This is a genomic window from Xylanibacter brevis ATCC 19188, assembly GCF_000621725.1.
GTDB lineage: Bacteria > Bacteroidota > Bacteroidia > Bacteroidales > Bacteroidaceae > Prevotella > Prevotella brevis.
This window is the reverse complement of the sequence record NZ_JHXM01000002.1, coordinates 129192-155360: the sequence shown is the minus strand read 5'-3', so window position 1 is coordinate 155360 and position 26169 is coordinate 129192. Positions and strand designations below refer to the sequence as shown.

The window sequence follows — 26169 nt, the reverse complement described above, 5'->3', positions numbered from 1 at the left end:
CAACAATAAAGAAACAACATAACCAAGTAAAATACTAGTATTATGACAATTAACCAACTATCCATCTTCATTGAGAACCGTTCGGGCACACTCGTTAAAGTTCTCGACCTGCTGAAGCAGTCAAACATCCAGATCATTGCTTCCACCATTGCCGACACGGCAGAGTATGGCATCTATCGCATCATCTGCAGCGAACCTTCACGCGCCTATGAGGAGCTGAAGAACGCAGGCGTGGCCGTAGCCCTATCAAAGGTGTTCGCCATCCAGTTGGACAACGAGCCCGGTCGTGCTGCCGACGCCGTCAAGACATTCAGCGATGCAGGTCTGGGCATCACCTACCTCTATTCATTCCTGTTGGCAGGTAAGGGCATCCTGATTTTCCGCACCGACGACACCGACAAGGCGAAGGAGGTCATCAAGTCAAACGGACTGAACTATATCTGCGAGAAAGACTTCGCATCGATCATCTAAACACCTTCTGAAGGTGTCATCAATAAAGGCCAGAATTCCATGAATTTTGGCCTTTATTTGTTTTATGCTTGCCAAAAAATCTTATAGCGGTTTTGGCACTGTCAGATAATTGTGCTACCTTTGCAGCGCAATATTGCAAGATAACTGAAAAAAATAACGAGCTTTTTTCCCTACCCACTGGGCGAAAGCCATGATGGTGGAAGCTTTTTAAACTATGATTTATTGTATATCAAAGAAAATGGACGTGGCTGGTAGCCACCAACTATCATTATCGTACGACAGCAAGTGCAGCCGCTTGCACGGTCACAACTGGACAATCACCGTTTTTCTGGCCTCGGAAGATGTCAATGCCGACGGCATGGTGATTGACTATTCACACATCAAGAAAGCCATTCACGGCTATCTGGACCACGGCAATCTCAACGACCTGTTGCCCTTCAACCCCACGGCCGAGAATATCGCCGCCTGGGTGGTGAAGCAGTTTCCCCAGTGCTATAAAGCCATCGTAGAAGAGTCGTTTGGCAACGTAGCACAAGCCTACGACAATGATTTTCCCATCGACGCCCGCTATCTGCTGTGATGTATAGAGTCAACGAAATATTCTATACCCTTCAGGGTGAGGGCCGACACACCGGACGTGCCGCGGTCTTTGTACGCTTCAGCGGTTGCAACCTGCGCTGTCCTTTCTGCGACACTGACTTCAGCCACTATCAACCGATGACGGCCGACGAGATTATCGAGGCCATCAGTCAGTGGCGCTCGTGCGGCTTTGTCGTTCTCACAGGTGGCGAGCCATCGCTGCAGGTCGATGATGCACTGATAGAAAAGCTGCATCAGGCCGGTTTCTATGTAGCCATAGAGACCAACGGCACTCACACGCTGCCAGTCAGCATCGACTGGATCACATGGTCGCCTAAAGATCAGTTTGCCGACCATGTGCCAGCACCCCAACTAAACAAGATTAACGAAGTGAAAGTAGTGTTCGACGGTCTGCACGATCCCGAACGATATGCCAGTGAAGCTAAAGATGCCTACCTGTGTCTGCAACCTTGCGACACTGGCGACAACACAAGAAACCAACAACTTACTGAACAATGCGTGACATACATCCAGCAGCACCCGCACTGGCACCTGTCACTGCAGACGCATAAACTGATAAACATACCCTAAAGACAATGGACGCAATCAACGAGTTCTTTACCGCTATGGGCGCTTTCCTCTGGGGATGGCCCATGATCATACTACTGCTAGGTACACATATCTTTCTGACATTCAGACTGCGCATACCGCAGCGCAAGATACTGACGGGCATCTGCATGTCACTGCGCAAAGACAAAGGAGCCACCGGCGACGTCAGCCAGTTTGGTGCCTTGGCAACAGCCATGGCTGCCACTATTGGAACGGGCAACATCGTGGGCGTGGCCACTGCTGTAGCCCTGGGCGGTCCGGGTGCAGTGTTGTGGTGCTGGTTGACGGGCATCTTTGGCATGGCCACGAAATATGCCGAAGGACTGTTGGCCGTCGAGTACCGCGTCAAGGCAGAAGACGGTCACTACTATGGTGGACCGATGTATGCCCTGGAGCGTGGTCTTGGCATGAAATGGCTGGCTATCCTGTTTGCCGTATTCACCGCGCTAGCCTCGTTTGGCATCGGTTGTACGGTGCAGGCCAACTCCATTGCCCTGCTCACCAACGAGACTTTTGGCATCCCCACCTGGGCTATTGGCATCTCCGTCTGCGTGCTCACGGCCTCGGTCATCCTTGGCGGTGTGAAGTCCATCTCAAAGGTATGCACCATCTTGGTGCCTTTCATGGCTATCCTCTATATCTTAGGGTGCATCATCATTCTCTGTATGAACAGCTCCTATGTGTGGCCTGCCATCCAGCTCATCGTTCGTTCCGCCTTTAACCCCGAGGCTGCCGGCAGTGGCTTTGTGGGTGCTTCGGTCATGATGGCCGCCCGCTATGGCATTGCCCGTGGTCTGTTCTCCAACGAGAGCGGTATGGGTTCGGCACCTATTGTGGCTGCCGCCGCCCAGACACGCAACCCCGTACGTCAGGCCCTGGTGTCAAGCACTGGTACTTTCTGGGACACGGTCGTCATCTGTGCCATGACCGGCATCGTACTGGTCAGCAGCATCCTGGCCTATCCCGAGATCACCTATAGCGACGGTGCTGCCCTGACAAAAGTAGCTTTTTCAAAGATTCCATACATAGGAGCGCCCATACTCACCTTCGGCATTATCACCTTCGCGTTCAGCACCATCCTAGGATGGAGCTATTATGGTGAAAGTGCCGTGAACTATATTGAGAAAAAGAAGGCTAATCGTTTCTATCGCATCCTCTACATCGTGATGCTTTTCTTTGGCTGCATCATCAACCTCGACATCATATGGAACATTGCCGACTGCATGAATGCACTGATGACCATCCCCAACCTCATCGCACTATTGTTGCTCAGCGGAGTGGCGGCCAAAGAAACAAAACGCTATCTTTGGGAGAACAAGTTGGACGAAGAGATGGAAGACACCTACTGTCCGCCCAACAACGAGAAATAGTCCAGCACGGCCTCCCACGTCTTGAACGTATCCGAACCAAACTCCAGACGGGTGGCCATTGAATCGCGAGTCATCGTCTTCTCAATCAGGTAGTCGCCATACAGCAAGTGTCGCTGATTGGTGAAGATGGTGTGTCCCCATGCCATCACATCGAAATACTCGCGGAGCCATGCCACCACCTCGGCATAGTCGGCAGGACAAGACGAGGCCGAAGGTGCTACAAAGTACACCTGATAGTTCTCTACCAGTTGGCGCACCGTCTTCTGACTGCTACTTGAAGGCTTCTTATAGTCATCCCACAAGCATTCCACACCTATATATACGATAGGACGCTCGCGTTTTTCCTGGCGGTCGTCGATCCATCGAATCACCGGCACTACCGAGTGCATGAACGAACGGTCGTCCATGCGGTGTTCGCCATGAAAGTGGATGGCGTTGGGATAGTGCTGCTGAAACATCTCAAAGGTATCTACAACGTTATCACGGTCGCCAAAGAGACCATACACGCGCTGACGCTCGTCGTCTGTCACATGGGCAAAGCGCTGCTCGGAAACGGTGCGATAGGCTTTCACCAATGCTTTATCTACATAAAACTGATTCACACCATCAAGACGCGGATTCTGGAATGTCTGTGTGCCCGTCAGGCCGTGAGCCTGCATCGTGTCGGCTATGTTCATGGCCGGATTCAAGCAGATGCGGTCGAAGCCAGCAAGCTGCTCGGTGTACATACCGCCCATCGACGTACCCAGGATGAGCGCTGGCTGCTCGTCCTTGCACAACTGCTTCAGCAGCGTCATAGCCTCAAAGGGATCTACGGGCAGATCGGGTGCCACCACTTTAGCATTGGGGAACACCGTACGCAGACGCGTCACCGTGCCCGACTGACCACTGGAGCCAAAGCCATGCACATACATCAACGTTTTACCACTGAGCAGTTCGGGGTATTGCTTCACATAAGGGTTTTCCATATCCTAACATTTAATCTTGATGATTTATCTCTATTCGTATTTGTTTTGCAAAGGTAATATTTTTCATTGATAACACCAAAACTATAGCATAGCGCTTTCGATTCACTTGACTTATATCAATTAAATAACAAATCAATAACTTTTTTGATTGTTTTTGTTGCGGATTGAAACTTTTTACCCTACCTTTGCATCGTGTTTTTCATAGTATTAGATTTAAGGTTAACAAAGGTTGGGTCACAGCGGTGACCCTTTTTTTATGTTTTTTAGCTTTAAAAGATTAAATATTGATACCATAAGTCTGCTTTACTTCACTCATCACAAACGTGCTTTCAATAGCACCCACATGGTCAATGTCGCCCAACTTGGTGAGCACAAACTCCTGATACTGTTTCATATCACGCGCACGTACTTTTAATAAATAGTCGTACGAGCCTGAGGTGTTGTAGCATTCCGTCACTTCGGGTATGCGCTGTATGCGACGCACGAAGGCATCAGCGATCTCGTGGTTGATCTGCTGCAACTTCACTTTGCAGAACACCTGCAAGCCCTGCCCCAACTTCTCGGGGTCGAGCACTGCCACATACTTTTTGATGTAGCCCTTCTTCTCCAGTCGTTTTTGGCGCTCAAAGACCGGCGTAGGCGTCAGATGCACGGCTTCTGCCAGTTCTTTTGTGGTCAATTTCGCGTTTTTTTGCAGCGTTTTCAGTATCTGCAGGTCGGTTTCATCTAGTATTTCTGCCATTTTTTAGAGTTTTATTCTGTTTGAAGTATCAAATAAGCCGTTTCTCGGAATTTTATTCTTTTACAAATGCAAAATTAGTAATATCTTCTGGATTCTACAAGAAATTTGGTTATTTTTTCCAAACATAGTACCTTTGCAACGTCAAAAGGACAAAACAAAAAATGAAATCATAAACAATAACCAAATAAAAGAAAGGAAAAAGATTATGGCACAGAAGAATTATCGATTTGAGACTTTGCAACTCCACGTAGGTCAGGAACAGGCCGATCCCGCAACCGACGCCCGCGCCGTGCCCATCTACCAGACCACCTCTTATGTGTTCCGCAACTCACAGCATGCTGCAGACCGCTTCGGTCTTCGCGATGCAGGCAACATCTACGGTCGCCTGACCAACTCCACCCAGGGTGTGTTTGAAGACCGTGTGGCAGCCCTTGAAGGCGGTGTAGCCGGTTTGGCTGTAGCTTCTGGCGCCGCTGCCATCACCTATGCGCTGCAGAACATCGTGCAGGCTGGCGATCACATCGTGGCTGCCGACAACCTGTATGGTGGTTCTTACAACCTGATCACCCACACGCTGGCCACACAGGGCATCAGCAATACCATTATCAACGTCAACGACCTTGCTGCTCTCGAGGCCGCTATCAAACCCAACACAAAAGTAGTATATGCCGAGACCTTCGGCAACCCCAACAGTGATGTGCTCGACCTTGAAGGCGTAGCCGCTGTAGCCCATAAGCACGGCATCCCCTTCATCGTTGACAACACATTCGGAACGCCATACCTTATCCGTCCGCTGGAACATGGAGCCGACATCGTAGTACACTCGGCTACCAAGTTCCTTGGCGGTCATGGTACCTCGCTGGGCGGTGTGATCGTTGATGGTGGTAAATTTGACTGGAAAGCTAATCCCGACAAGTTCCCCACACTGGCAAAACCCGATCCCTCTTACCACGGCATCGTATTTGCCGATGCAGTAGGTGCCGCAGCCTATGTGACGCGTATTCGTGCCGTCATTCTGCGTGACACGGGTGCAGCCATCTCTCCTTTCAACGCATTCATTCTGTTGCAGGGCGTAGAGACTCTGAGTCTGCGCGTAGAGCGCCATGTAGAGAATGCTTTGAAGGTTGTTGACTTCCTGGCCAACCATCCTAAAGTGGCCAAGGTGAACCACCCCGCACTGGCAAGCCATCGCGACCATGCGCTGTACAACAAGTACTTCCCCAATGGTGCCGGCAGCATCTTCACCTTCGAGATCAAGGGCGGACAGGAAGAGGCTTGGAAGTTTATCGACGCACTGCAGATCTTCTCGCTGCTGGCTAACGTGGCCGACGTGAAGAGCTTGGTGATCCACCCCTACACCACCACCCACTCACAGCTGTCGCCCGAGGAACTGGCTGAGCAGCACATCACACCTGCAACGATCCGTCTGAGCATCGGTACAGAGCATATCGATGATATTCTGGACGACTTGAAGCAGGCTCTCGACAAGATCTAATCTTGCCATATCCTCAGTGTGCACGAATTTTACGGATGTTGTTCATTTACATGACAGATTCGTATAATTCGTGTCATTGATGATGAGAAGTTAGAAAAAAGTAGTAGCTTTGCAGTCGGAAAGAATAAATAGATTAATCATCCATGAAGTATATCTTAGCAGACAATCAGGAGTTGACGCGCTTCGCATTGGAGAGCCTACTCACAAAAGATAATGAGAACACGGTGTATAAAGCATCAGACAAGGCTGGACTTGTGGCATTGCTGAAGGAACACGAGTGCGCCACTGTACTGCTCGATTACACCATGTTTGACTTCACCGACGAAGATCAGCTGCTGATAGTGGCCGAACGTTTCTCGCTGTCTGAATGGATCCTGATCAGTGACGAGCTGACCTCCAGGTTCATGCGTCGTGTCATCTATTCGTCGCACCAGTTCAGCATCGTTTTCAAGGATGGTTCACTGCAGGAGTTGCGCGACGCGCTGCAATCCGTGAGTCACCACCAGCGCTTCATCAGTCAGCGTGCCCTTGAAGCCATCATCAGTCAGCAACAGGAGGAAGAAGAACAACCCAGTCTGCTGACAGCTACCGAGACAGAGATTGTGAAAGCCATCGCTCAGGGCAAGACCACCAAGGAGATTGCCACCGAGCGCTTCTCAAGTGTCCACACCATCACCACCCATCGCAAGAACATCTTCCGCAAGTTGGGCGTCAACACAGCCCACGAGGTGGTCAAATATGCTCTGCGAGCCGGACTGATCGACTCGTCAGAGTTCTACATCTAAACATCAACCATACACATACACACACAAACGCAAATACAAAACGGTTTAAATAGGTAAGGATGAAGAAACAAACTATTGCGATTAACAACCCATTCGTACGGCCAGATGCTTACGGAGCGCTGGCCGTACCTGTGTATAATAATGTGGCATTCGAATTCGATGATGCTGCTGTGATGGCAGATGCCTTCTGCAACCGCATCAAGGCACCCGACTACGCACGTGTAGAAAACCCCACCGTGACCAACTTCGAAGATCGTGTGAGAGCGCTGACGGGAGCTGCCCACGTCACGGCCTTCAACTCGGGCATGGCTGCCATCAGCAACACACTGCTGGCCGTAGCCGAACAGCAGAAGAACATCGTCTCGTCGCACCACTTGTTTGGCAATACACTGGCTCTGCTCATTAATACGCTGAAGCGCTTTGGCGTAGAGGCACGACTGCGCGACCTCACCAATCTGGAGGCCGTGGCCGACGCCATTGACGAACAGACCTCTGCGGTATTCCTGGAGGTGGTCACCAACCCCCAACTGGAAGTGGCCGACCTGAAAGCCATCGCCGAGATTGCCCACAAGAAAGGCGTTCCCGTGATTGCCGACTCTACGGTGATCCCATTTACAGAAACGCACCTGAAAGAACTGGGCATCGACATCGAAGTGGTGTCGAGCACCAAGTATCTGTCGGGAGGTGGCACCTCGCTAGGTGGACTTGTCATTGACTATGGCACCTTTCCTGAAATCAACAAGCGCGTGAAGTACGACATACTCTTCAACCTGGGTGCCTACATGACGCCGCAGGCTGCCTATATGCAGACACTCGGACTGGAAACACTGGATGTGCGCTATCAGCGCCAGGCTGCCAACGCACTATGGCTGGCTCAGCAGTTGAGCCGCGTGGTGAAGGTCAACTACATCGGTCTTGAAGACAATGCCTATCATGCGTTGGCCCGACAGCAGTTTGGAGCTACTTCCGGAGCAATGTTCACCATCGACCTCGAATCGAAAGAGGCGTGTTTCCACTTCCTAAACCGGTTGAAGCTGGTGCATCGTGCTACAAACCTATTTGACAGTCGCACGCTAGCCATCCACCCGGCCTCAACCATTTTTGGCAACTTCAAAGAGGAACAGCTAAAGGCTATGGACGTACGACAGACCACCATTCGTCTGTCCATCGGACTGGAAGACAAAGAGGATATTCTCGCAGACATCAAACAGGCACTCGCATGACATACGACTTTGATAAGATAATTGACCGCACAGGCAGTGGCGACCTGAAGCACGGCGTGCTGCAGGAGCGTTATGGCCGTAGCGACCTGCTGCCTCTGTGGGTGGCCGACATGGACTTTGAGACGCCACAGTTCATCACCGATGCCTTGCGCCAGCGCTTAGAGCATTCGCTCTTTGGCTATACCGTGGTGCCCGATGAGTTATGGACCAGCATCATCCAGTGGATTCAGGACCATCACCAGTGGGAGGTGGAGCGCCAGTGGCTCACCTATATCCCTGGCATCGTGAAAGGCATAGGCATGGCCATCAATGTCTTCGTGAAGGAAGACGAGAAGGTCATCATCCAGCCCCCCGTCTATCATCCCTTCCGCCTGACACCCGAGGGCAACGGACGCAAGGTGGTTTACAACCCGCTAAAGGAAGTGGACGGCACCTATGAGATGGACTTCGAACAACTGACCGAGGTTGTTGACGACAAGTGCCGACTGCTCATCTTGAGCAATCCCCACAACCCTGCCGGCATCTGTTGGTCTAAGGAAACGTTGCAGCGACTAGCTCATTTCTGCTACGAGCACCACATCATCGTGATTTCCGACGAGATACATGCCGACATGGCGCTCTTTGGCAATAAGCACACACCCTTTGCCTCGGTAAGCAACGAGGCCGCCCAAATCAGCATCACCTTCGGCGCGCCCTCGAAGACGTTCAACATTGCAGGCATTGTGAGCAGTTATGCCATCGTGCCCAACGACTCGCTGCGTCGCCGCTTCTACACTTGGCTCGAAGCCAACGAACTGAACGACCCGCCCCTCTTTGCGCCCATCGCCACCATCGCTGCCTATCAGCAGGGAGAAGACTGGCGACGCCAGATGCTCAGCTATGTAGAAGACAACATCCGCTTTGTAGAAGATTATTGCAGGGATTATCTGCCTCAGATAAAACCTTGGCGTCCACAGGCATCGTTCCTCGTCTGGCTTGATTGTCGCGACTTGGAGCTCAGCCACGATGCACTCGTGGATCTCTTTGTCAACCGCGCCCACCTGGCCCTGAACGACGGTGCCATGTTCTTTGCACCGCAAAGCAACAGGCCGACCAAGGGCAGCACCGATGCCCAAGGCTTCATGCGCCTCAACGTAGGAACGCCCCGTGCCTTGCTTCATCGTGCATTAGAACAGTTGAGAGATGCTTGCACCACATAGCACATAACCACCTAAGATGGGTCGTTTTGACTTCCAACACTTCCCCTTTTATCATCCAAGACCTACACTTTGCCCATGCAAAAGCGTAGGTCTTGTTTTGATTCTAGGGGCTAGAATATCAACGTCTAGGGGCTAGACAACACGAATCTAGGGGCTAGACAGATACAATCTAGCCCCTAGAATCATCCATTCCAGGGGCTAGATTCGACTCAAAACAATAACTATTGCATCGCAAAACGATAACTATTGCATCGCAAAACAATAACTATTGCGAGATAAAAGCCCTACTATTACTCACAAAAAGTTGCCCTTTTATTTTGTTTTATCCCCACTTCTTCGTATCTTTGCAATCAAGTATCGGCGCGAAGCCTCAGAGGAGGTGCCGGTATGACTTTTGTGGAACAATTAATAGCATCAGCTATTTATTCAGAGAATCTTGAAACCTCGGAAATTTCATAGATGTATAACTTTGAGTAAGTCAGCCGATGCCCGTGCTATGGCGCGGGCATGACTTATATCTTAGTTATACAGGTACGTTCCGAGGACCTCAAGATTCAAGAGAAGAGCCATGACTCGCGCTTCTTTTGTGTCCTGAGGTTTCCTTGCATTGACGTACCTGTAAGTCAACCTGAAGATATAGTCTGATTGCTCCTAAAACAACATATAGATTATATGATAAAACTGAATACGACATAAGGGACCATTGTGTCTTTATGCATCCTTGATTGGCTGATCAACCAGAACTTGCACTTCACGAACACATCAGTCGGACAAGCAGTTGGATGTTTACGCTCATTTGGGCGTGGACAGTTGGATTGTTGTCTGATGTGGGCTGTGCAAGGCCTTGGTTGAACACATCTTTCTTCCACGCCCTCTTTTCAAAATTCACGAAAAGGGGGCTTTTTCGTGAGCCTTCGAAAGAAAAGATATGACAAAGAAGAAATATACATTCATTGATTTGTTCGCTGGGTGTGGAGGACTTTCGGAAGGTTTTCTTCAAACAGGAAAATTCGAAGGACTTGCACATGTTGAGTGGGAATCTCCGATGGTTAATACACTTCGACAACGCCTTGTTGACAAGTGGAGCCACAGCGTGGAAGATGCACAGAAACGTGTTATTAAGTTCGATGTTCAAAAGACTGAAGAGCTTATAAATGGTAATTGGTCGTCTGAAACAAAAGAACTATACGAAAAAGAGAACCATCCAGAAATTGTAGCAAAAGGCCTTAGAGGATTAGTCGGAGAGACTGTTGACCTCATAATTGGCGGCCCTCCCTGTCAAGCCTATTCTATTGCGGGGCGTGCTCAGTCGCCAACAGGGATGAAGTTCGACTACAGGAACTATTTATTTGAGAGCTTTGTGAAAATTGTAGATGCTTTCAAACCCAAGGGCTTCGTATTCGAAAATGTTCCTGGTTTATTAAGTGCATGCCCTGGAGATATACCTGTTCGTAATCGTATATTCGAGGCATTTAAAGCAATTGGCTATGATATTCGTACACCAGATCTACTGAAAGGTTCTGTCTATTGTGCTGAGGATTATGGTGTTCCTCAGAAACGAAATCGTGTGATTATCATAGGCACTCAACATGGTTCTGGACTTGCTGTTGATGACTTCTATCATAGTCTCTCTTCACACAAAAGTAAAAAGCCCCACAAAACTGTTAAGGATGCTATTGGTAATATGCCAAAACTATTCCCTAAAGACAAGATAATCCGTGTAGGTAGGAATAATGTATCGCATGAGCAAAGAGATGGTGAACAAATTGATTTGCACATTCCGCGATACCATGGTGAACGAGACCAGAGATTATTTACAGAGTGGCTGGCAAAAAATATGAATTCTTTCTCCCAACAGGAAAAGAAAGACCTTTATACGAGAATTACGGGGCATACTTCCAATCACATCAAGTATCGCAACTTAGAATGGGATAAGCCGTCTCCTACAATCGTGGCTCACTTGCATAAGGATGGATACATGTTCATTCATCCTGACATAGACCAATTGCGAACAATCACCATTCGAGAGGCAGCACTGCTTCAGTCGTTTCCTATCGACTACAAGTTTGTCGCATCCAATCCCTATTGCTACAAAATGATAGGAAACGCTGTTCCTGTATTGTTTGCAAAGGCTATTGCAGAATCCATGTACGAAGTTTTAGAATCCAAGAAATGAAAAGAAAACTAAACATACTAATAGCCTGCGAAGAAAGCCAAGCTTGTTGCAGGGCATTTCGAAAGCTGGGACATAATGCTTTTAGTTGCGATCTATTTAAGTGCAGTGGTACCATTTTTGGAACTAACAAAACGGAGCCGCATCCTGAATGGCATTTTAATCACGATGTAACTACCGTCCTTAATAAAACAGACTTGACTCTTCAAGATGGCAGTCAAGCAGTTATCGAAGGAGATTGGGATATTATGATTGGGCACCCTCCATGTACGTTCCTAGCCGTTAGTGGCGCAAAATGGCTGTATGATCCCAATCAGAAAGACAGGCCAATCGAAGAAAGGGATCCTCATCCAAGTTTCCCTAACAGAAGAAAAGACCAAGAAGATGGTGCAAATTTCTTTATGTTTTTGGCGAATGCGGATGTCAAGCGCATTGCAATAGAAAATCCCGTTGGCATTATGAGTTCGCGATGGAGAAAGCCGGACCAATCTGTTCAGCCGTATATGTTTGGAGACCCCTATTCCAAAAATACTTGTTTGTGGCTAAAGAATTTGAGGCCTCTCCATCCCTCAAAACCGACAGAAGATCATGGTGCAAGAATTTTCTTTGGAAGTGGAAAATCACAGCCATTATGGTATTCTGATGGATTGACGAAAACCAAGACAAAAGAGGAAAGACAAAAATGGAGAAGTAAGACATTCCCCAATATTGCAAGGGTATTTGCTGAACAATGGACCATTCAAATTGCTGCTGAAGAGGATTTGCTTGATGATAACGAGTGGGATATCTTAGGCAGAGACTATCTGGATATTCTAAATGAAATGACTGGTGATATCAGATATAAGACCTCAACACCAGACGTGCAAATAGAGAAAAAAAGATATCCAACTCATTTCAATCCTAAACTTGTTTCTATAATAGAAAAAAGGGAACAGCGCTTGATAGAGTCGTGGATTTCTGAATAACTTATGTACTAACCTAAAACTTTAAATATATGAAGGTTTATCTACGAAAGATGTTTAATCATGATATTACTCATGAGGTAAGCGTGACAGAAACAATTATATCTAAGTTCTTTGAAGGCGAAAGAGACAATTTGGTATTTGTACGAGAGGGACATGAGAAGGGAACTCGCTATCCCGTCCTTATCAACAGCACAACTGACGCTCGTTTTGGTGGGCAATTTAAAAGCATCTATAAGGAAGACAATGTAAAAGAAGGAGACATCCTTGCAATAAAGAAAAGGGAAGACGGTATCTATTCTCTTTCTGTTATATATCAAGACGCAGAGAATTATGAGCAAATCAAAATGGCTTTTTCCGGAAGAGAACGTCATGTTGTCATTGATGATAAATTTCTGAAATAATTGTATTATGGCATTTGAATCACTTTTATATGACCCTGTTAGGGATTGGATAAAAGAAAAGAGAAAATCCGAAGTCAGTTGGGATAATATCAAGTCGGGTATGAACAAGTTATCACAACTTTTGGATTCAATGGAGAGTTTCTTCAATTGGCCTCATATGACAGAGGACGATTGGCTTGAGATTGTAGAACAACAACGTATTTCAGAAGAGAATACTGAAAAAATTCTGTCCCAAGTGAAATCTGCGACAATTCATGACGAACATGAAGAAAATGACGTAACAGATATTCCTCGGGGCGAGAACTCTGCGTGGCAGACTTACCGTAGAAAGTTGAAAGCTAAAGATTTCAAAGAAGTAAGTATTGATGAAATAGAAAAAACTACTTATAAGCTTTTAAAGAGACTGAGTCTCGACACGACACAAATCCCCCCAAGAAAAGGCTTGGTTATTGGAAATGTTCAATCTGGAAAAACTGCCAATATGGCGGCTCTTATGGCTATGGCTGCTGATTGGGGATGGAATATGTTTATAATTCTCTCTGGTACCATAGACAATCTACGTGAGCAGACACAAAAGAGATTGTTTGGCGACCTTCATGACCCTGTTTGTAAGATGCAATGGATATCTTTAGACAAGTTGAGACCCAATATGATTACAGGTCAGCGAGCTCAAGACATGTCTTTTGAATCCAACCAAAGATACATGAATGTATGCTTAAAAAATAGCACGAGACTCAAGAATCTCATAAAGTGGTTGCAAGAAGATAAAAACAGTCAAGAGAAAATGAAAATCCTTCTGATCGATGATGAGGCTGATCAGGCAGGTATAAATACGGCAAGAATAGATGCACAAACGAGAAAGGCGATAAATAAATTACTCTGTGCATTGGTTAATGGCAACAACTACAATAACCTACCGATAGAGACAAAATATAAAGCAATGAATTACATAGGATATACTGCAACTCCTTATGCAAATATCCTAAATGAAGCAAGCAGGGAGTCATTATATCCTAGAAGCTTTATAACTACATTGCAAGTTTCTAATGAGTATTTTGGACCTCAGCAAATCTTTGGGTGTGAGGACATGGATGAGTATGACGGTCTAGACATCATAAGGAAAGTTTCCCAAGATGATCTTAATTTGATTAGAGAAATTCATTCTGGCACTTCTTTAGACATACCTAACTCTTTAGCAGATTCCATTTGTTGGTTTATTTGCAGTGTTGCATGTGTACGTATATGGGGCAGAAAGAGTCCTGTCAGTTTACTTGTTCACACAAGCCAAAGAACTGATCATCATTCACATATTGCTGATTCAATTAAACATTGGGTAAAAGATAATAGTAGAAAAAGTATTATAACTCATTGCGAACAGCTTTGGAATTCCGAAAAAGACAGATTTACGGTTGAGAACTTTTTTGAACAGTATCCGAATTATGGAGAGAGCAAAATAAGAGATTATCCTGAATTCGATACAATGAGACCGGTTATTGAAGAATTCCTAAGGTCGGGCCTTTCTTCAATTCCTTTGGGAGAGGACAGTAAACCTGAATATCACAAGGGAATTCACTTGTGTATAGACAACTGTCAAAACAATGGCACGCAGAATGGTATGTTCCTAAGGTTAATGTATCCACAAGAAAAGATGGAATTTGCCCCAGCTTTTATTGTGGTTGGTGGTGCTACGCTTTCTAGAGGACTTACAATTGAAGGGTTGGTAAGTACGTTCTTCTTACGTTCTGTAAGACAGTCAGACACATTGATGCAGATGGGAAGATGGTTCGGATATAGGAAAGGGTATGAAATTCTACCTCGAGTGTGGATGACTGAACGCGCAGTTCAACAATTTGAGTTCCTGTCTTCTTTGGACTATCGTCTAAGAATAGAAATATCCAGAATGGAACATTTGGGTATAACTCCCGATAAGTATGGCCCAAGAGTTAAATCACATCCTCAAGTTAGCTTTATTCGTATCACAGCTTCGAATCGAATGCAAAGAGCTGAGGATATGGATTTTAGTGGTTCTACATCACAGACATATGTGTTTGACAATAAAAAAGAAACATTATTGGCAAACCAAGAAACTACTAAATCATTTTTGTCAAAACTTAAAGCACCAGAACCTCATAAAGTATGTAATAAACATGCAAGTTCATCATTCGTTTGGAGGGACATAGATTATTCTGATATCAGAGATTTCCTTGTGGCTTTTCATTATTCAGAAAGACAGGGAGCATTCAATGATATAGACCACATGATGAGATGGTTTGACTCTATCGTTTCTAACGGTAATATGACAAAATGGAATGTCATATTAGCAGGAAAAAAGAATTCTCAAGCGAAACCATGGGTAGTAAATGACACAATTTCTGTAAACAAAATAACTCGTGCCCAAAAGAAACGAAAAGAGGATGGAGTAATTAATATCGGAACGCTTCGTGATCCACATGATATTATTGCTGATATTGATTTGGATGGTGCTTCTAGTGAATTAATCAATAAAGTACACAACTTTAAATCAAAAGATGCCTTGTCTATACGAAATGATTCTGGACTTGGAAATATCCCCCAATTGATTATATATGTGATTGACAAGGATTCTAAGAGCTCTTCAAAGACGAGGGACGATTTGAATGCAGTAGAGGATATTGTTGGTATATGCATTAATGTTCCTGAAGATAATGATGGTAACGGCAGGACACAATCTGTCGCAATTCGCATTTCTAATGATGTGTTTAATTATATTGAGGATATAAATGGAACAGATGAAGATTGAAATCTTGGAACCATATAAAATGGTCCAGAAAGGCAGTGCTTTGTATAGATTGCTAATGAACGATCATACCCCTGTTCTTGATTTGTTTGTAAGAGAGTCTATTCAAAACAGTTTAGATGCTGCAGCTAGTAAAGATAACATGTCAATTCCTGTTGATGTCCATTATCGTGTTGGCAAATTTGACAGTTCAAGATTAAATAAATGTCTTGAAGGAGTTGAAGATAAATTAAACCAAAGATTTCCTGTTGGCGGAGATAGTTATAAATATATATCTATTAGTGATAGTGGTACTCAAGGGCTTACTGGCCCCATGAGACTTGAAGACGTCGTTGGTGACAACTCCGGTAATTTGATAAATCTTGTCTATGATATATGTAAGCCTCAAAATGATGCTAGTGCAGGTGGCTCCTGGGGTATTGGAAAAACAATATATTTTAGAATAGGCATTGGTCTTGTTGTTTATTATAGTCGAATATTAAACAGCCAAACAAAGAAATATGAATCTAGGTTGGCTGCCGGTTTAGTCGAAAACGAGTCATCTAATGATGCAATTATTCCTCAATATAAGAACAACCTCAAATATGGGATTGCATGGTGGGGACAAATGATTGATCAAAACAAAACCATGCCCATTACTGATGAAGATTATATAAAAGACTTTTTGTCAATATTTGATATAAGTGAGTATACGGGAAATCAAACGGGAACTACTATTATAATTCCTTATATTAATGAGAAGAGACTTCTAAATAATAATGCTATAACATGGAATGGACAAAATGGTTTTATACCCAATTGGATGAACTCAATAGAGGAATATCTTCGTATAGCTGTTCAGCGTTGGTATTTTCCTAGGCTTGACAATAAGAGAAATAAGAGCTTCAAAAGATTAGAAGTCCAAATTAACGGTCGTCCCGTTGATTATGATTCCTTCCTTCCTTTATTCAAATTGGAACAATCTCTATACAATAAAGCCTCTGGGCTGAACGTCGACAATGATTACCTACCAAAAACAGATGTCAAGACAGATGGGGTTCGTTTAAAATCTGTTTTAGAGGAACCTCTATCAGGTAATTTGTCGTATGTTAAAGTAAAGAAAGAAATGGTTGGAATGTGCCCACCAGACAATGATTACCATCCCAATGTAAACTTCAATATACAAATAAATGACCCAACAAAGAATGATCCTGTCGTAGCTTATTGCAGAAAGCCAGGAATGATTGTCGCATATGATCAAGAATCTTGGGTGAGGAATGTTCCGCCTTGTTCTTCTGATGAGTTTATACTAGCAGTTTATGTCTTAAACTCAAACAACAAATTGGCTTCTTCTGATATGTCATTAGAGGAATATATTCGAAAGGGAGAACATGCAGATCATTCTTCTTGGAATGATAGTAGTGTTGATGGGAAAAACCCAACTATCGTCCAAAGAATTCAGAATAATGTCTCCAGAAACCTTGTTTCTGCTTTTTCTGATGTAGATGATAATTCTCCTCGTAAAAATTCCGGATTGGGGAAGTTTTTAGGAGACATGATTTTGCCACCAATTGGATTTGGAACGCAATCAACAAATAGACCAAGACGAGATTCTTCTGGTGGGTCAACCTCTAGAAGTTCTGTACGTTATAAACTAGAGAATGTAGACTACAATGGGGATGTTATGTCAATCTCATATAAAGTTAGTTCTGAATTCGAAGCAAAAGAGCTCGGTCTTGAAACATTAATCTCGTCTGAATCCACATCAATAAGTTTTGATATTTGGGAGCAGGAGTTAGGCTTGGATTTACCTTTCCGTATAATATCTCACAGTATCAAAATCAATAAAATTGATAAAGAAAAATGTTATAATACTTATCTGATAAAAGACACAGACAAGGAGACTGATGAACTCCTTGAAATCAGACGTAATAAAACCACCAAAGGTTCATGTTACGGAATGAGTGTCGTTTTTCACGAGAAACATACTTTTGATGCCTCTATTACCATCAAGATGCTGCTATACAAAAGAGATGTAAGGCCAGTAATTAAACCATTATAATAGAAATATGAGTCAAACTATACCTCTTTTTCCTACATTCAATGAAGACGCGAAATCCGATGTCTTCAAATTAGAAGAATACGTATTCACTTATAAGCGAGATGACGAGATTATTGAGCTTATACAGGAAAGTGATGATACGGGATTACGTACGGAAGCGGCTTTATCTGACGAAACGGGGTATTGGAATCCTGATGAATATCCTTTATGCGTCAATCGTAAGATAAGAATAATAAAAGCTGCCCATCTTTTTTCTACGGGGGAGCCTTCTCCTGACGCATTGTATGCTATTGCATGTCATGATGCAACTATTGGGTTGGCCCTAAAATGGTATTCCGCTGAATCAAATCAGTGTGGAGCTATTCCTATAGGTACAATTACAAACACCACTAGGAATACAGAATTCACTATAAACTATAATTTTGACAAAGCGAGTATACGCGGCGAAATTTTCTTTAAGATCATTTTATATATTTATAGGTCAGGAAAGCCAAATGATTATGAAAGGCATTTTGCTAACACACCTGGTACGGTCTTAGGTGAGATTGATACCTTTGCAGTCAGAATTGATGGCAATGGTTCTTTCTTCCCAATATACGAAATTGATAAACCAGGCGAACCTCTTTGGGATGTGAAATGTACATGGACAGATGCTGCTTCAGATCCTTTTAGTGATTGTGTTTCGATTTTTATTAATAAAGCGCATAAGAATTACAAATATTTAAATAGAGAAGATGCGAGAAACTTTAATACTCAGTTGTTCTCAGAAATAATGTCAAGTGCAATATGTGTCATTGTTGAGACACTGAGGTCCGAAGAGAACAGCTTGTCTTCATTAGAAAATGCTCAAGAAGGCAGTGTCGCGCAGGCTGTTAGTTACTTTAGGGAGAAACTGGATTGGAATATAAAATCTAGCCAACTTACTTCCAGGTCAGTTAGATTATTCTTTGAAGAAAAATTTAAGAAGCTATGATAAATAAAGTAAAGACACTATCTCGTTCTGAATGCCAAGAGATGATGACATCTTGGATTGATTCAAAAGGTGATATCTTACCCTTTGTGGACTCTGATTATACTGTAATTAGAGAAGATATAGGGAAAATCTATCAGGATGCTTCTGATTCATGGGATATTTCCTATGGCAGACATGATTATTTTGTAGATGTCATTTTTGGTCTAAAGCTTTACAATTATTTGAATAGTCAAAGTTGGTTTAGTTTGAGAGTTGCATCGAATACAGATTTTTGGAGATATCTATCAGTTGCGGTTGTTCCTCACATTGTTTCTAATAGATGGGGGCTTGATAATGAAGATCATTATTGGAAACGTCCTATGCGTATATGGTTAAGATCTCTTTGGTGGTATGTCCATTTTTCCTGGTGTAATTCCATAAAAGAGACGAAGACTTTATTATTAAAGCCGATGTTTTCTACTGATACGATTTTGAATATCGTGGAGCGTTCAGGTAAAAATGGTACAAACATTGAATTATATCGAGATATTTTGCAAACATATAGCAATTTTAGTATGGATGTAATATCAAAATATAAAGCAAGAGGCTTGAAGGAAACAGACTTGTTTAGGGCTATAATGAAACTGAATACAGCAAAAATCATTGTTACTGAGCCTAACTTGTGCATGGATGGTGTCCATGGATATGTTTCATTACTGTGTGATGATCTCAACATAAGACTTTAAGATTGAAGATATGGAAGAATTAATAAAAGAACTTAAGACTCATTTTGCAGCAGGATTAGATGGTCTAAGAAGAATAACTACTCTTCCTGATGAGTATGCTGCATATACTTATCGAAATAGTGGCGTGTTTGGCCTGGCGATTGAATATGATGATGAGAAGGTCATAAATGAGACTGCTAATGAAGTGATATATAGTACTCAAACGCTTTTAAAAGAGTCAGGCGAGAAAAAATTTTTGTTGCTTACGTGCCTTGACGAGGAATATCGAAATCAATTTGCAGAACTAAGTTATAGTTTTGTTACCCCAGGCAATAATGGCGAAAACAGAAAAACAATACTTACTGATCCAATTTCTTGGTGGAATAAATGGACAGAATTGCTTGGTGACCGTAAAAGCAAAAAAGCTAGTTATGATGTTTTGGCAGAGTTGATAGCCTTGGATTATTTGTATCAGCAAGATAAATCCACTCGATGGTCTGCATCAGAGGCAGGAACACATGATATAGAGTCTGATAGCCAAAGTTTTGAAGTAAAGTCAACGACAAAGAAATCGGAGTCTCACATAACAATTTCAAGCCGTTTCCAATTAGAAAGTAAAAACAAATTGCAGCTGTTTTTCTTCCGCCTTGAATGTTCCCTTTCTGGTTTCTCAATAAATGATGTTGTTAATAGTTTGGAGAAACATGGATATGATCGAAATCTGATAGAATCTCAATTAAATGAAAAAGGATTTGTCAGAGGAAGAAGTACGAGAAATATTAAATACACAATACTTGAAGTTCGAAGGTTCGTTGTAGATGATAACTTCCCTAAAATAGTTGAGAAATCTTTCAAAAATGATGTGTTCCCCCAAAACATAATAAAGATTTTATATACTATAGATTTAGAAGGCATTAAATATACATCCATGAACTTTATCATGAATAGTGATGGGACTATATCAAGCGAATTGGGAAATAATTGCCATGTTACATCTATAAATACAGAAGAACCCGAAGAAAACCATACGGACATATATCCAGAATACACCCCAAATTGCATTCCACTATACTCAATGCGTGCTGCATGTGGAGTATTAACAAGAAATGATGCCTCGGATGGAGACGAACCTGAAATAGAAGGTTGGGTCGATGTTTCTGGCCGGGGGTTCACTCCTGATAAGGATAAGTTCTTTGTTGTATATGCAAAAGGCGATTCGATGAATCCAAAGATAATGGATGGCGATCTTTGCGTTTTCGAATGGTATAATAAGCGAGGTGGTACACGAGAAGGTGATATTGTGCTAATATACGCTGAAGATAAAATTGACGCCGGTTCAAATTATACCATTAAGAAATATCATAGTGAGAGGGCAAAAACGGATGATGGTTGGGAGCATGAAAGAATTATATTACTACCTCTTAATCCTGATTACGAGCCTATAGAACTCTGTGAAGATATGCACCCGTATACTATAGGCATTCTTAAATGTGTATTGTAATGACAGTAAGGAACTGGCCTCTGTCTTGTTAGAAGGCTTATGTGAGATGGAAGAAGTCTGGCGGAATAGGGCTGATGTTATGCAATAAAAACAACATAAATAAGCATAAAAGTTGATTATGTAGCTAAAATATTTGGCATAATCAACTTTTATGTTTATTTTTGCAGCAGCAGAATAAAGAAAAGAAGTCTTATGAAGACTAACAAAATCATGGATGAGATTCGCAATACAATCTCTCCAGAGATGAAATTACAGATGGAACTGTCTGTTGCTATTGCAAACCGCATCTACGATATCCTTGAGGAAAAAGGTATGTCGCAGAAGGATTTTGCTCGCTTAATGGGTAAGACCGAGACAGAAGTGAGTAGATGGCTTTCGGGAACTCACAACTTGACGATGGCTACTATTTGCAAGATATCCGCAGCTTTAAATGCAGATGTTGTAAAGGTGGCTGATCATGAGAAAGAACCCGCCTACGCCTAAAATTGCCTCATGGACAAACTCACTCCACAACAACGGCGATCAGCTAACATGGCTGCTATCCGGTCGAAGGATACAAAGCCGGAGATGATTGTGCGCAAAGGGTTGTGGATGCGTGGATTCCGATACAGGCTGAACCACAAGCGTTTGCCAGGGCATCCAGACTTGGTGCTGAGGAAATACCGTACGTGTATCTTTGTGAACGGTTGTTTCTGGCATGGACACAAGTGCAACCTCACCCCCGTCCCCTCTCCAAAAGGCGAGGAGAGAATGGATTTAGAGAGTTCGGAGTGCTGCAAGATTCCGAAGACGAACAGGGAGTTCTGGGTGGCGAAGATTCGCAGGAACAAAGAGCGTGACAAGGAGGAACAACGCAAGTTGGCTGAGATGGGCTGGCATTGCATCACGGTATGGGAGTGTGAACTGAAGCCCAAAAAGAGAGAGCAGACATTGGACTCTATAGCTTTCACCCTGAACCATATCTGGTTGCAAGATCATGGTGCAAAAGGTATTTCTTATCATGAGTTGACAGAAGAAAGTATGCCTATGCCAATAGCTGCGGAGGAAATATAGTATACCCGCTATCTGGAACTTAACTATTTTGCTGCATCCTGAATGACGAGACCAGCCAACATAAAGCCGAAGATGGCTGTGATATGAGCTAAGGTTCCGTTAATCTGGGCTTTCGAAGAACACCACTCATGGTTCAGGAGACTCTGGTCGCCTGGACCATTTTTTGCTTTGGGGCACATACACTGCTCTGTGCCACAGGTGGCGTTCTGACCACGATTCTCTAGCAGCTCGTCGCTATAGACGCACTGGAACTTGCGTTTGGGGAATGTCTTCTGACTCTTGAACTTTTTTCTCAACGCACGTGCCAAGGGGTCGCCCTGCACCTTCCAGAACTCTGTCACCTTGATACGCGTGGGGTCCAGTTTCAAGGCAGCACCCATGGAGGAAAACAGCTTTGCCTGCGTGCGACATGCCAATAGTATCAAGTAGGCCTTGTCTTTCAACGAATCGATAGCATCAATAATATAATCATAGGTGTCCAACTGGAAACTGTCGGCAGTTTCTTCCGAGAAAATTTTCTGTAGTGCGGTAATCTCTGCCTTCGGATTGATACTGAGCAAGCGCTCCTTCAGAGCATCCACCTTCACCTGTCCAACGGTCTTGGTGGTGGCCATCAGCTGACGATTGATGTTGGTGATACACACGCGATCGGAGTCAACAATAGTCAGTTGGCGGATGCCACTGCGCACCAGGCTCTCGGCACACCACGAGCCAACGCCGCCCACACCAAAGATAATCACACGCTTTTGGGCAATGCGGTCCATCGCCTCATTACCTAGCAGCAACTCACTCCTACGAAATATTGCACTATCTAATGCCATCATTTTCAAATTTTGGGTGCAAAGGTACTGATTTTCTGTCAAATGGACTTCATATAAACATTAATTAAGGAAAATGAGCATAGGGGAAAATACAAAAATCCATATAAATGAGGATTGCACAAGACGGACGGAAGTAGTAACTTTGCAGCCGCAAAACTATTGGAATGATATTACAAACACTACATGGATAGTATTTTTCTGAAAACACTGCTCGGCAAAGAGTGTCATCGTCCACCAGTATGGATGATGCGACAGGCTGGTCGCGTGCTTCCCAACTACCAAGAGATGCGAAAGCACCACACCTTTTCCGAACTGATAACCACCCCAGAACTAGCTGCTAAAGTGACACTGCTGCCAGTACAAGACTTGGGCGTCGATGCAGCCATTCTGTTTAGCGACATTTTGACCATACCCATGGCTATGGGAATGGAGATAGACTGGACCGACCATGGTCCACGATTCAACAATCCGCTAGCAGCACAACAACATCCACTCCGCCAGTTGGACATCAAGCCCGAGAAGCTGGACTATGTCTATCAGGCCATCGACCACGTGGTGGAACAAAGTGAGGTGCCTCTCATCGGATTCAGCGGTGCGCCGCTCACCATTCTCTGCTACATGCTGCAAGGCATCAGCACCAAGTCAACCTTCCCCGATGCGAAATTATTCTTTTACGAGCGTCGTGAAGAGACCCAACAACTCATCAACGCCATCACCGAGTTGACCATCGATTATGCCCAGAAGCAGATCATGCACGGCATAGATGCGTTCCAACTGTTTGAGAGTCATTCAGGCTTGGTACCCATAGAACTCTACAACGAGCTCTTCCTGCCCGCCGTTTGCCGCATCACCGATGCCGTGCGTTCAATGGGCATCCCCCTGATATTCTTCCCGAAAGGATTGGGATGCGGACTCAGACACATCACGCCCGACGTTTGCGACTTCGTGAGCATCGACTGGCAGACATCACTCACTGAGGCACGCGAGATGGTTCATCCCGAGGTGGGACTTCAAGGCAACTTCGACCCTCACCTGCTCTTTGCATCGCAAGACGACATTGCACGCACACTGGAGTCCTACAAGCCCTTCTTCAGAAAGCATCCCCGCTGGATCATTAATCTGGGCCATGGCGTATTGGCCGATACCCCCATTGAGAACGTTCATTTTTTTGTAGATTGGATTAAAAACACAAATTGGAAATGATAAAATACGAATCCATCAATCACCAACACACATCACTGGCAGACAGAGAAGAATACTTCAGACAGGTCAAACACGAAAGCGACACGCCGTCTGTATTTCTTCAGACTTGTAACCGCATGGAACTATACCATGGCAGTGGCGAGGTTCCTGATGAGGTGGCGCGCCATCTATTCAGAGTGGTCAGCGGATTGGAGTCGGCAATCATAGGCGAGCGAGCCGTACAAGGACAAGTAAAAGAGGCCTACACTCTGGCCAAGCAGACACAGAAGTTGCCCACCGAACTACACAAGCTTTTCGAGACAGCCCTGCAGGTAGGAAAACGCGTACGCACCGAAACACAGATCAGTCAAGGTGCTGTCAGCCATTCTCTGGCAGCCATTGAGATTATCGAACAGGAACAAATCAACCTGCAAGATGCACGCATCACCATCGTCGGTGTCAACAAGCTGACCGAGGAGATCATCAAATTTCTGCAAAACAAGAAAGCGAAGCTGGTGTTCCTGGCCAACCGCACCGAAGAGAAAGCACGACGCATGGCCGAACCTTTCGGTATAGACATCTTCCGTTTGGAAGATAAACATAATTTCCTGAAGGACACCGACATCCTGATCAGTGCCACCTCAGCGCCCGATGCCATTATCCATCCCGATGATCTGACGCCAGGACGCTCGCTGTTGGCCATTGACCTAGCTTTCCCTCGTGACATCGACCCCGCCGTGGCACAGATGGAGAACGTGAAGCTCTACAACCTACACGACGTAGAGTTGAAAGTAAAAGAGAATATCTCCATCCGTCAAGACGAGGTGCAGAAAGCAGAACAAATCATAGAAGAAGCTATCGCAGAACTCCGTGAGACACTGGAGCGCCGCAAACGTTATAAGAAAGCCATTCGCGTGACCGCTCGCAGCAGCAAACTGTCGCAGATACAGGTGAAAGAGGTGTTCGGTCGTTTTCCCGATACTCCTTACAGACTCATCACCCGCCAGTCTTATGGCGATAAACATCAAAAGATATCACTGCTGAACGGCGAGGCGCCCGATGACATGTTCACGCGCGAGCTCGACACTGCCCTGCTGACCGGCAAAGCAGACATAGCCATTCACTCGGCCAAGGACCTGCCAGAGAGCCTGCATCCAGACCTAGAGGTGATTGCGCTCTACGAAGCCTTCGACAAAACCGACTCGCTGGTGAGCCGCGACCACATCTCGTTGGCCGACCTGCCAGAAGGAAGCTCTGTAGGAACCAGTTCTCCGCTGCGCCGAGCAGAACTGCTGCAACTGCGACCCGACTTAAAGATTGTCAGCATCCGCGGCTGCATAGAAGACCGCGTAGAACAGGTACGCAGCGGAAAAGTGGATGCCGCCATCGTGGCCACTTGTGCACTGAAGCGACTGGGCATGGAAGATGAGATAACAGAAGTGCTTCCATTCTCCACCCACCCCATGCAGGGTCGCCTGGCCATCACGGCACTCAAAGGACGTGACGATCTGAAAACCATTTTTGCAAAAGAGAGTATCTTATGAAAACACTCTTCACAGGGTTGACCTCGCCAAACAAGGATTTTATCCACACGCCACTGATTGAGATAGTACCAGTGGACGACCGTTCTGCCCTGCAGCGTGCTGCTGACAACATCAGCAACTACGACTATGTGCTTTTCACATCAAGATATGCCGCCAAATACGTAGGGAAGCTTTTTGCCCAAGCGCGGCAGATCGTCTCTATCGGCAGCACGACGACCGCAGCCCTGCAGCAATCAGGGATAGAAGCGATGAGCGAAGTGGAGGAAGACAATTCATACGGTGTCATCGAATGGTTTCGCCATCAGCCCTGTGGACGCGTGCTGATACCACGATCCAACCTGGCGCTGCCCATTATTCCCGAAGGTCTCCGAGAGCTAGGTTTCGAGGTGGAATGCGTGACGGCCTACGTGAACCGCATGCCCGAGCATGCAGAGAAAGTCAATCTCAGCGAGGTGGAGCGCATTGTGTTTACATCACCCTCTACCATCGACAACTTCATACGCTTGTATGGTTTCATTCCCACAGACAAGCAGCTAGAGACCAGAGGCCCCATAACCGAACAACACTTACAAAAAAGAATAAAATAACAACAAT

At 44.9% G+C, this 26169-nt stretch carries 24 protein-coding genes; 21 read left to right on the top strand and 3 right to left on the bottom strand.

Annotation, left to right across the window (positions count from 1 at the left end; all coding sequences use genetic code 11):
* The first annotated feature begins 42 nt into the window (after positions 1 to 42).
* From T433_RS0101530 to T433_RS0101515, 4 genes are all read left to right on the top strand, one after another.
* Complete coding sequence (locus tag T433_RS0101530) at positions 43 to 471, top strand: amino acid-binding protein (protein ID WP_027454580.1); 429 nt, start codon at positions 43 to 45, stop codon at positions 469 to 471.
* 217 nt (positions 472 to 688) lie between these two features.
* Positions 689 to 1051, top strand: a complete 363-nt coding sequence (locus tag T433_RS0101525) for a 6-pyruvoyl trahydropterin synthase family protein (protein ID WP_027449136.1) — start codon at positions 689 to 691, stop codon at positions 1049 to 1051.
* On the top strand, positions 1051 to 1641 hold the full coding sequence (locus T433_RS0101520) for a 7-carboxy-7-deazaguanine synthase QueE (RefSeq protein ID WP_027449135.1): 591 nt from the start codon (positions 1051 to 1053) through the stop codon (positions 1639 to 1641). The genes T433_RS0101525 and T433_RS0101520 overlap by 1 nt, the downstream gene beginning before the upstream one ends.
* Positions 1642 to 1646: 5 nt before the next feature.
* Complete coding sequence (locus T433_RS0101515) at positions 1647 to 3029, top strand: alanine/glycine:cation symporter family protein (RefSeq protein ID WP_027454579.1); 1383 nt, start codon at positions 1647 to 1649, stop codon at positions 3027 to 3029.
* On the opposite strand, the gene T433_RS0101510 is transcribed toward T433_RS0101515, so the two are convergent.
* Both T433_RS0101510 and T433_RS0101505 read right to left on the bottom strand, forming a co-directional pair.
* Positions 3002 to 3997, bottom strand: a complete 996-nt coding sequence (locus tag T433_RS0101510; RefSeq protein WP_027454578.1) for a YqiA/YcfP family alpha/beta fold hydrolase — start codon at positions 3995 to 3997, stop codon at positions 3002 to 3004. The two genes, T433_RS0101515 and T433_RS0101510, sit on opposite strands and share 28 nt — an antisense overlap.
* Before the next feature lie 277 nt (positions 3998 to 4274).
* Positions 4275 to 4739: an Lrp/AsnC family transcriptional regulator gene (locus tag T433_RS0101505; RefSeq protein ID WP_027449132.1), complete on the bottom strand. Its 465-nt coding sequence runs from the start codon at positions 4737 to 4739 to the stop codon at positions 4275 to 4277.
* 205 nt (positions 4740 to 4944) lie between these two features.
* Between T433_RS0101505 and T433_RS0101500 the strand changes: the two genes are divergently transcribed.
* From T433_RS0101500 to T433_RS0101435, 14 genes are all read left to right on the top strand, one after another.
* Positions 4945 to 6234, top strand: coding sequence for an O-acetylhomoserine aminocarboxypropyltransferase/cysteine synthase family protein (locus tag T433_RS0101500; protein WP_027449131.1), 1290 nt, complete (start codon positions 4945 to 4947; stop codon positions 6232 to 6234).
* A 143-nt stretch (positions 6235 to 6377) separates the two neighbouring features.
* On the top strand, positions 6378 to 7019 hold the full coding sequence (locus tag T433_RS0101495; RefSeq protein ID WP_027449130.1) for a response regulator transcription factor: 642 nt from the start codon (positions 6378 to 6380) through the stop codon (positions 7017 to 7019).
* Positions 7020 to 7078: 59 nt separating this feature from the next.
* Complete coding sequence (locus T433_RS0101490; protein WP_027454577.1) at positions 7079 to 8242, top strand: trans-sulfuration enzyme family protein; 1164 nt, start codon at positions 7079 to 7081, stop codon at positions 8240 to 8242.
* On the top strand, positions 8239 to 9441 hold the full coding sequence (locus T433_RS0101485; protein WP_027454576.1) for a MalY/PatB family protein: 1203 nt from the start codon (positions 8239 to 8241) through the stop codon (positions 9439 to 9441). Before T433_RS0101490 ends, T433_RS0101485 begins: the two co-directional genes overlap by 4 nt.
* A gap of 928 nt (positions 9442 to 10369) precedes the next feature.
* The gene (locus T433_RS0101480) at positions 10370 to 11617 is read left to right on the top strand and encodes a DNA cytosine methyltransferase (RefSeq protein ID WP_027454575.1); all 1248 of its coding nucleotides are present in this window, start codon (positions 10370 to 10372) and stop codon (positions 11615 to 11617) included.
* Positions 11614 to 12579, top strand: coding sequence for a hypothetical protein (locus T433_RS14330; RefSeq protein WP_248616454.1), 966 nt, complete (start codon positions 11614 to 11616; stop codon positions 12577 to 12579). Before T433_RS0101480 ends, T433_RS14330 begins: the two co-directional genes overlap by 4 nt.
* Before the next feature lie 29 nt (positions 12580 to 12608).
* The gene (locus T433_RS0101470; RefSeq protein ID WP_027454574.1) at positions 12609 to 12980 is read left to right on the top strand and encodes a hypothetical protein; all 372 of its coding nucleotides are present in this window, start codon (positions 12609 to 12611) and stop codon (positions 12978 to 12980) included.
* A gap of 7 nt (positions 12981 to 12987) precedes the next feature.
* The gene (locus T433_RS0101465) at positions 12988 to 15759 is read left to right on the top strand and encodes a Z1 domain-containing protein (protein WP_044108992.1); all 2772 of its coding nucleotides are present in this window, start codon (positions 12988 to 12990) and stop codon (positions 15757 to 15759) included.
* On the top strand, positions 15749 to 17797 hold the full coding sequence (locus tag T433_RS0101460) for a hypothetical protein (protein ID WP_027454572.1): 2049 nt from the start codon (positions 15749 to 15751) through the stop codon (positions 17795 to 17797). The genes T433_RS0101465 and T433_RS0101460 overlap by 11 nt, the downstream gene beginning before the upstream one ends.
* Positions 17798 to 17804: 7 nt before the next feature.
* Positions 17805 to 18770: a hypothetical protein gene (locus tag T433_RS0101455; RefSeq protein ID WP_027454571.1), complete on the top strand. Its 966-nt coding sequence runs from the start codon at positions 17805 to 17807 to the stop codon at positions 18768 to 18770.
* The gene (locus tag T433_RS0101450) at positions 18767 to 19495 is read left to right on the top strand and encodes a DUF6339 family protein (RefSeq protein ID WP_027454570.1); all 729 of its coding nucleotides are present in this window, start codon (positions 18767 to 18769) and stop codon (positions 19493 to 19495) included. The genes T433_RS0101455 and T433_RS0101450 overlap by 4 nt, the downstream gene beginning before the upstream one ends.
* Before the next feature lie 10 nt (positions 19496 to 19505).
* Entirely contained in the window at positions 19506 to 20975 is a 1470-nt protein-coding gene (locus T433_RS15740) for a PD-(D/E)XK motif protein (RefSeq protein ID WP_052356934.1), read from the top strand.
* Positions 20976 to 21167: 192 nt separating this feature from the next.
* Entirely contained in the window at positions 21168 to 21458 is a 291-nt protein-coding gene (locus T433_RS0101440) for a helix-turn-helix domain-containing protein (protein WP_027454569.1), read from the top strand.
* Between the two features lie 9 nt (positions 21459 to 21467).
* Entirely contained in the window at positions 21468 to 22028 is a 561-nt protein-coding gene (locus T433_RS0101435; RefSeq protein WP_027454568.1) for a very short patch repair endonuclease, read from the top strand.
* A gap of 23 nt (positions 22029 to 22051) precedes the next feature.
* Here the strand turns inward: T433_RS0101435 and T433_RS0101430 are convergent, their stop codons facing one another.
* Positions 22052 to 22849, bottom strand: coding sequence for a tRNA threonylcarbamoyladenosine dehydratase (locus T433_RS0101430; RefSeq protein WP_027454567.1), 798 nt, complete (start codon positions 22847 to 22849; stop codon positions 22052 to 22054).
* A gap of 183 nt (positions 22850 to 23032) precedes the next feature.
* Here T433_RS0101430 and hemE point away from each other — a divergent pair, with 183 nt between their 5' ends.
* The 3 genes from hemE to T433_RS0101415 are packed head-to-tail and all read left to right on the top strand — an operon-like array spanning position 23033 to position 26162.
* Positions 23033 to 24052, top strand: coding sequence for a uroporphyrinogen decarboxylase (gene hemE, locus T433_RS0101425; RefSeq protein WP_044108991.1), 1020 nt, complete (start codon positions 23033 to 23035; stop codon positions 24050 to 24052).
* A complete protein-coding gene (gene hemA / locus T433_RS0101420) occupies positions 24049 to 25575 on the top strand; it encodes a glutamyl-tRNA reductase (RefSeq protein WP_027454565.1) in 1527 nt (508 codons plus the stop codon). Before hemE ends, hemA begins: the two co-directional genes overlap by 4 nt.
* Complete coding sequence (locus T433_RS0101415; protein ID WP_027454564.1) at positions 25572 to 26162, top strand: uroporphyrinogen-III synthase; 591 nt, start codon at positions 25572 to 25574, stop codon at positions 26160 to 26162. Before hemA ends, T433_RS0101415 begins: the two co-directional genes overlap by 4 nt.
* The last annotated feature ends 7 nt before the right edge of the window (positions 26163 to 26169 follow it).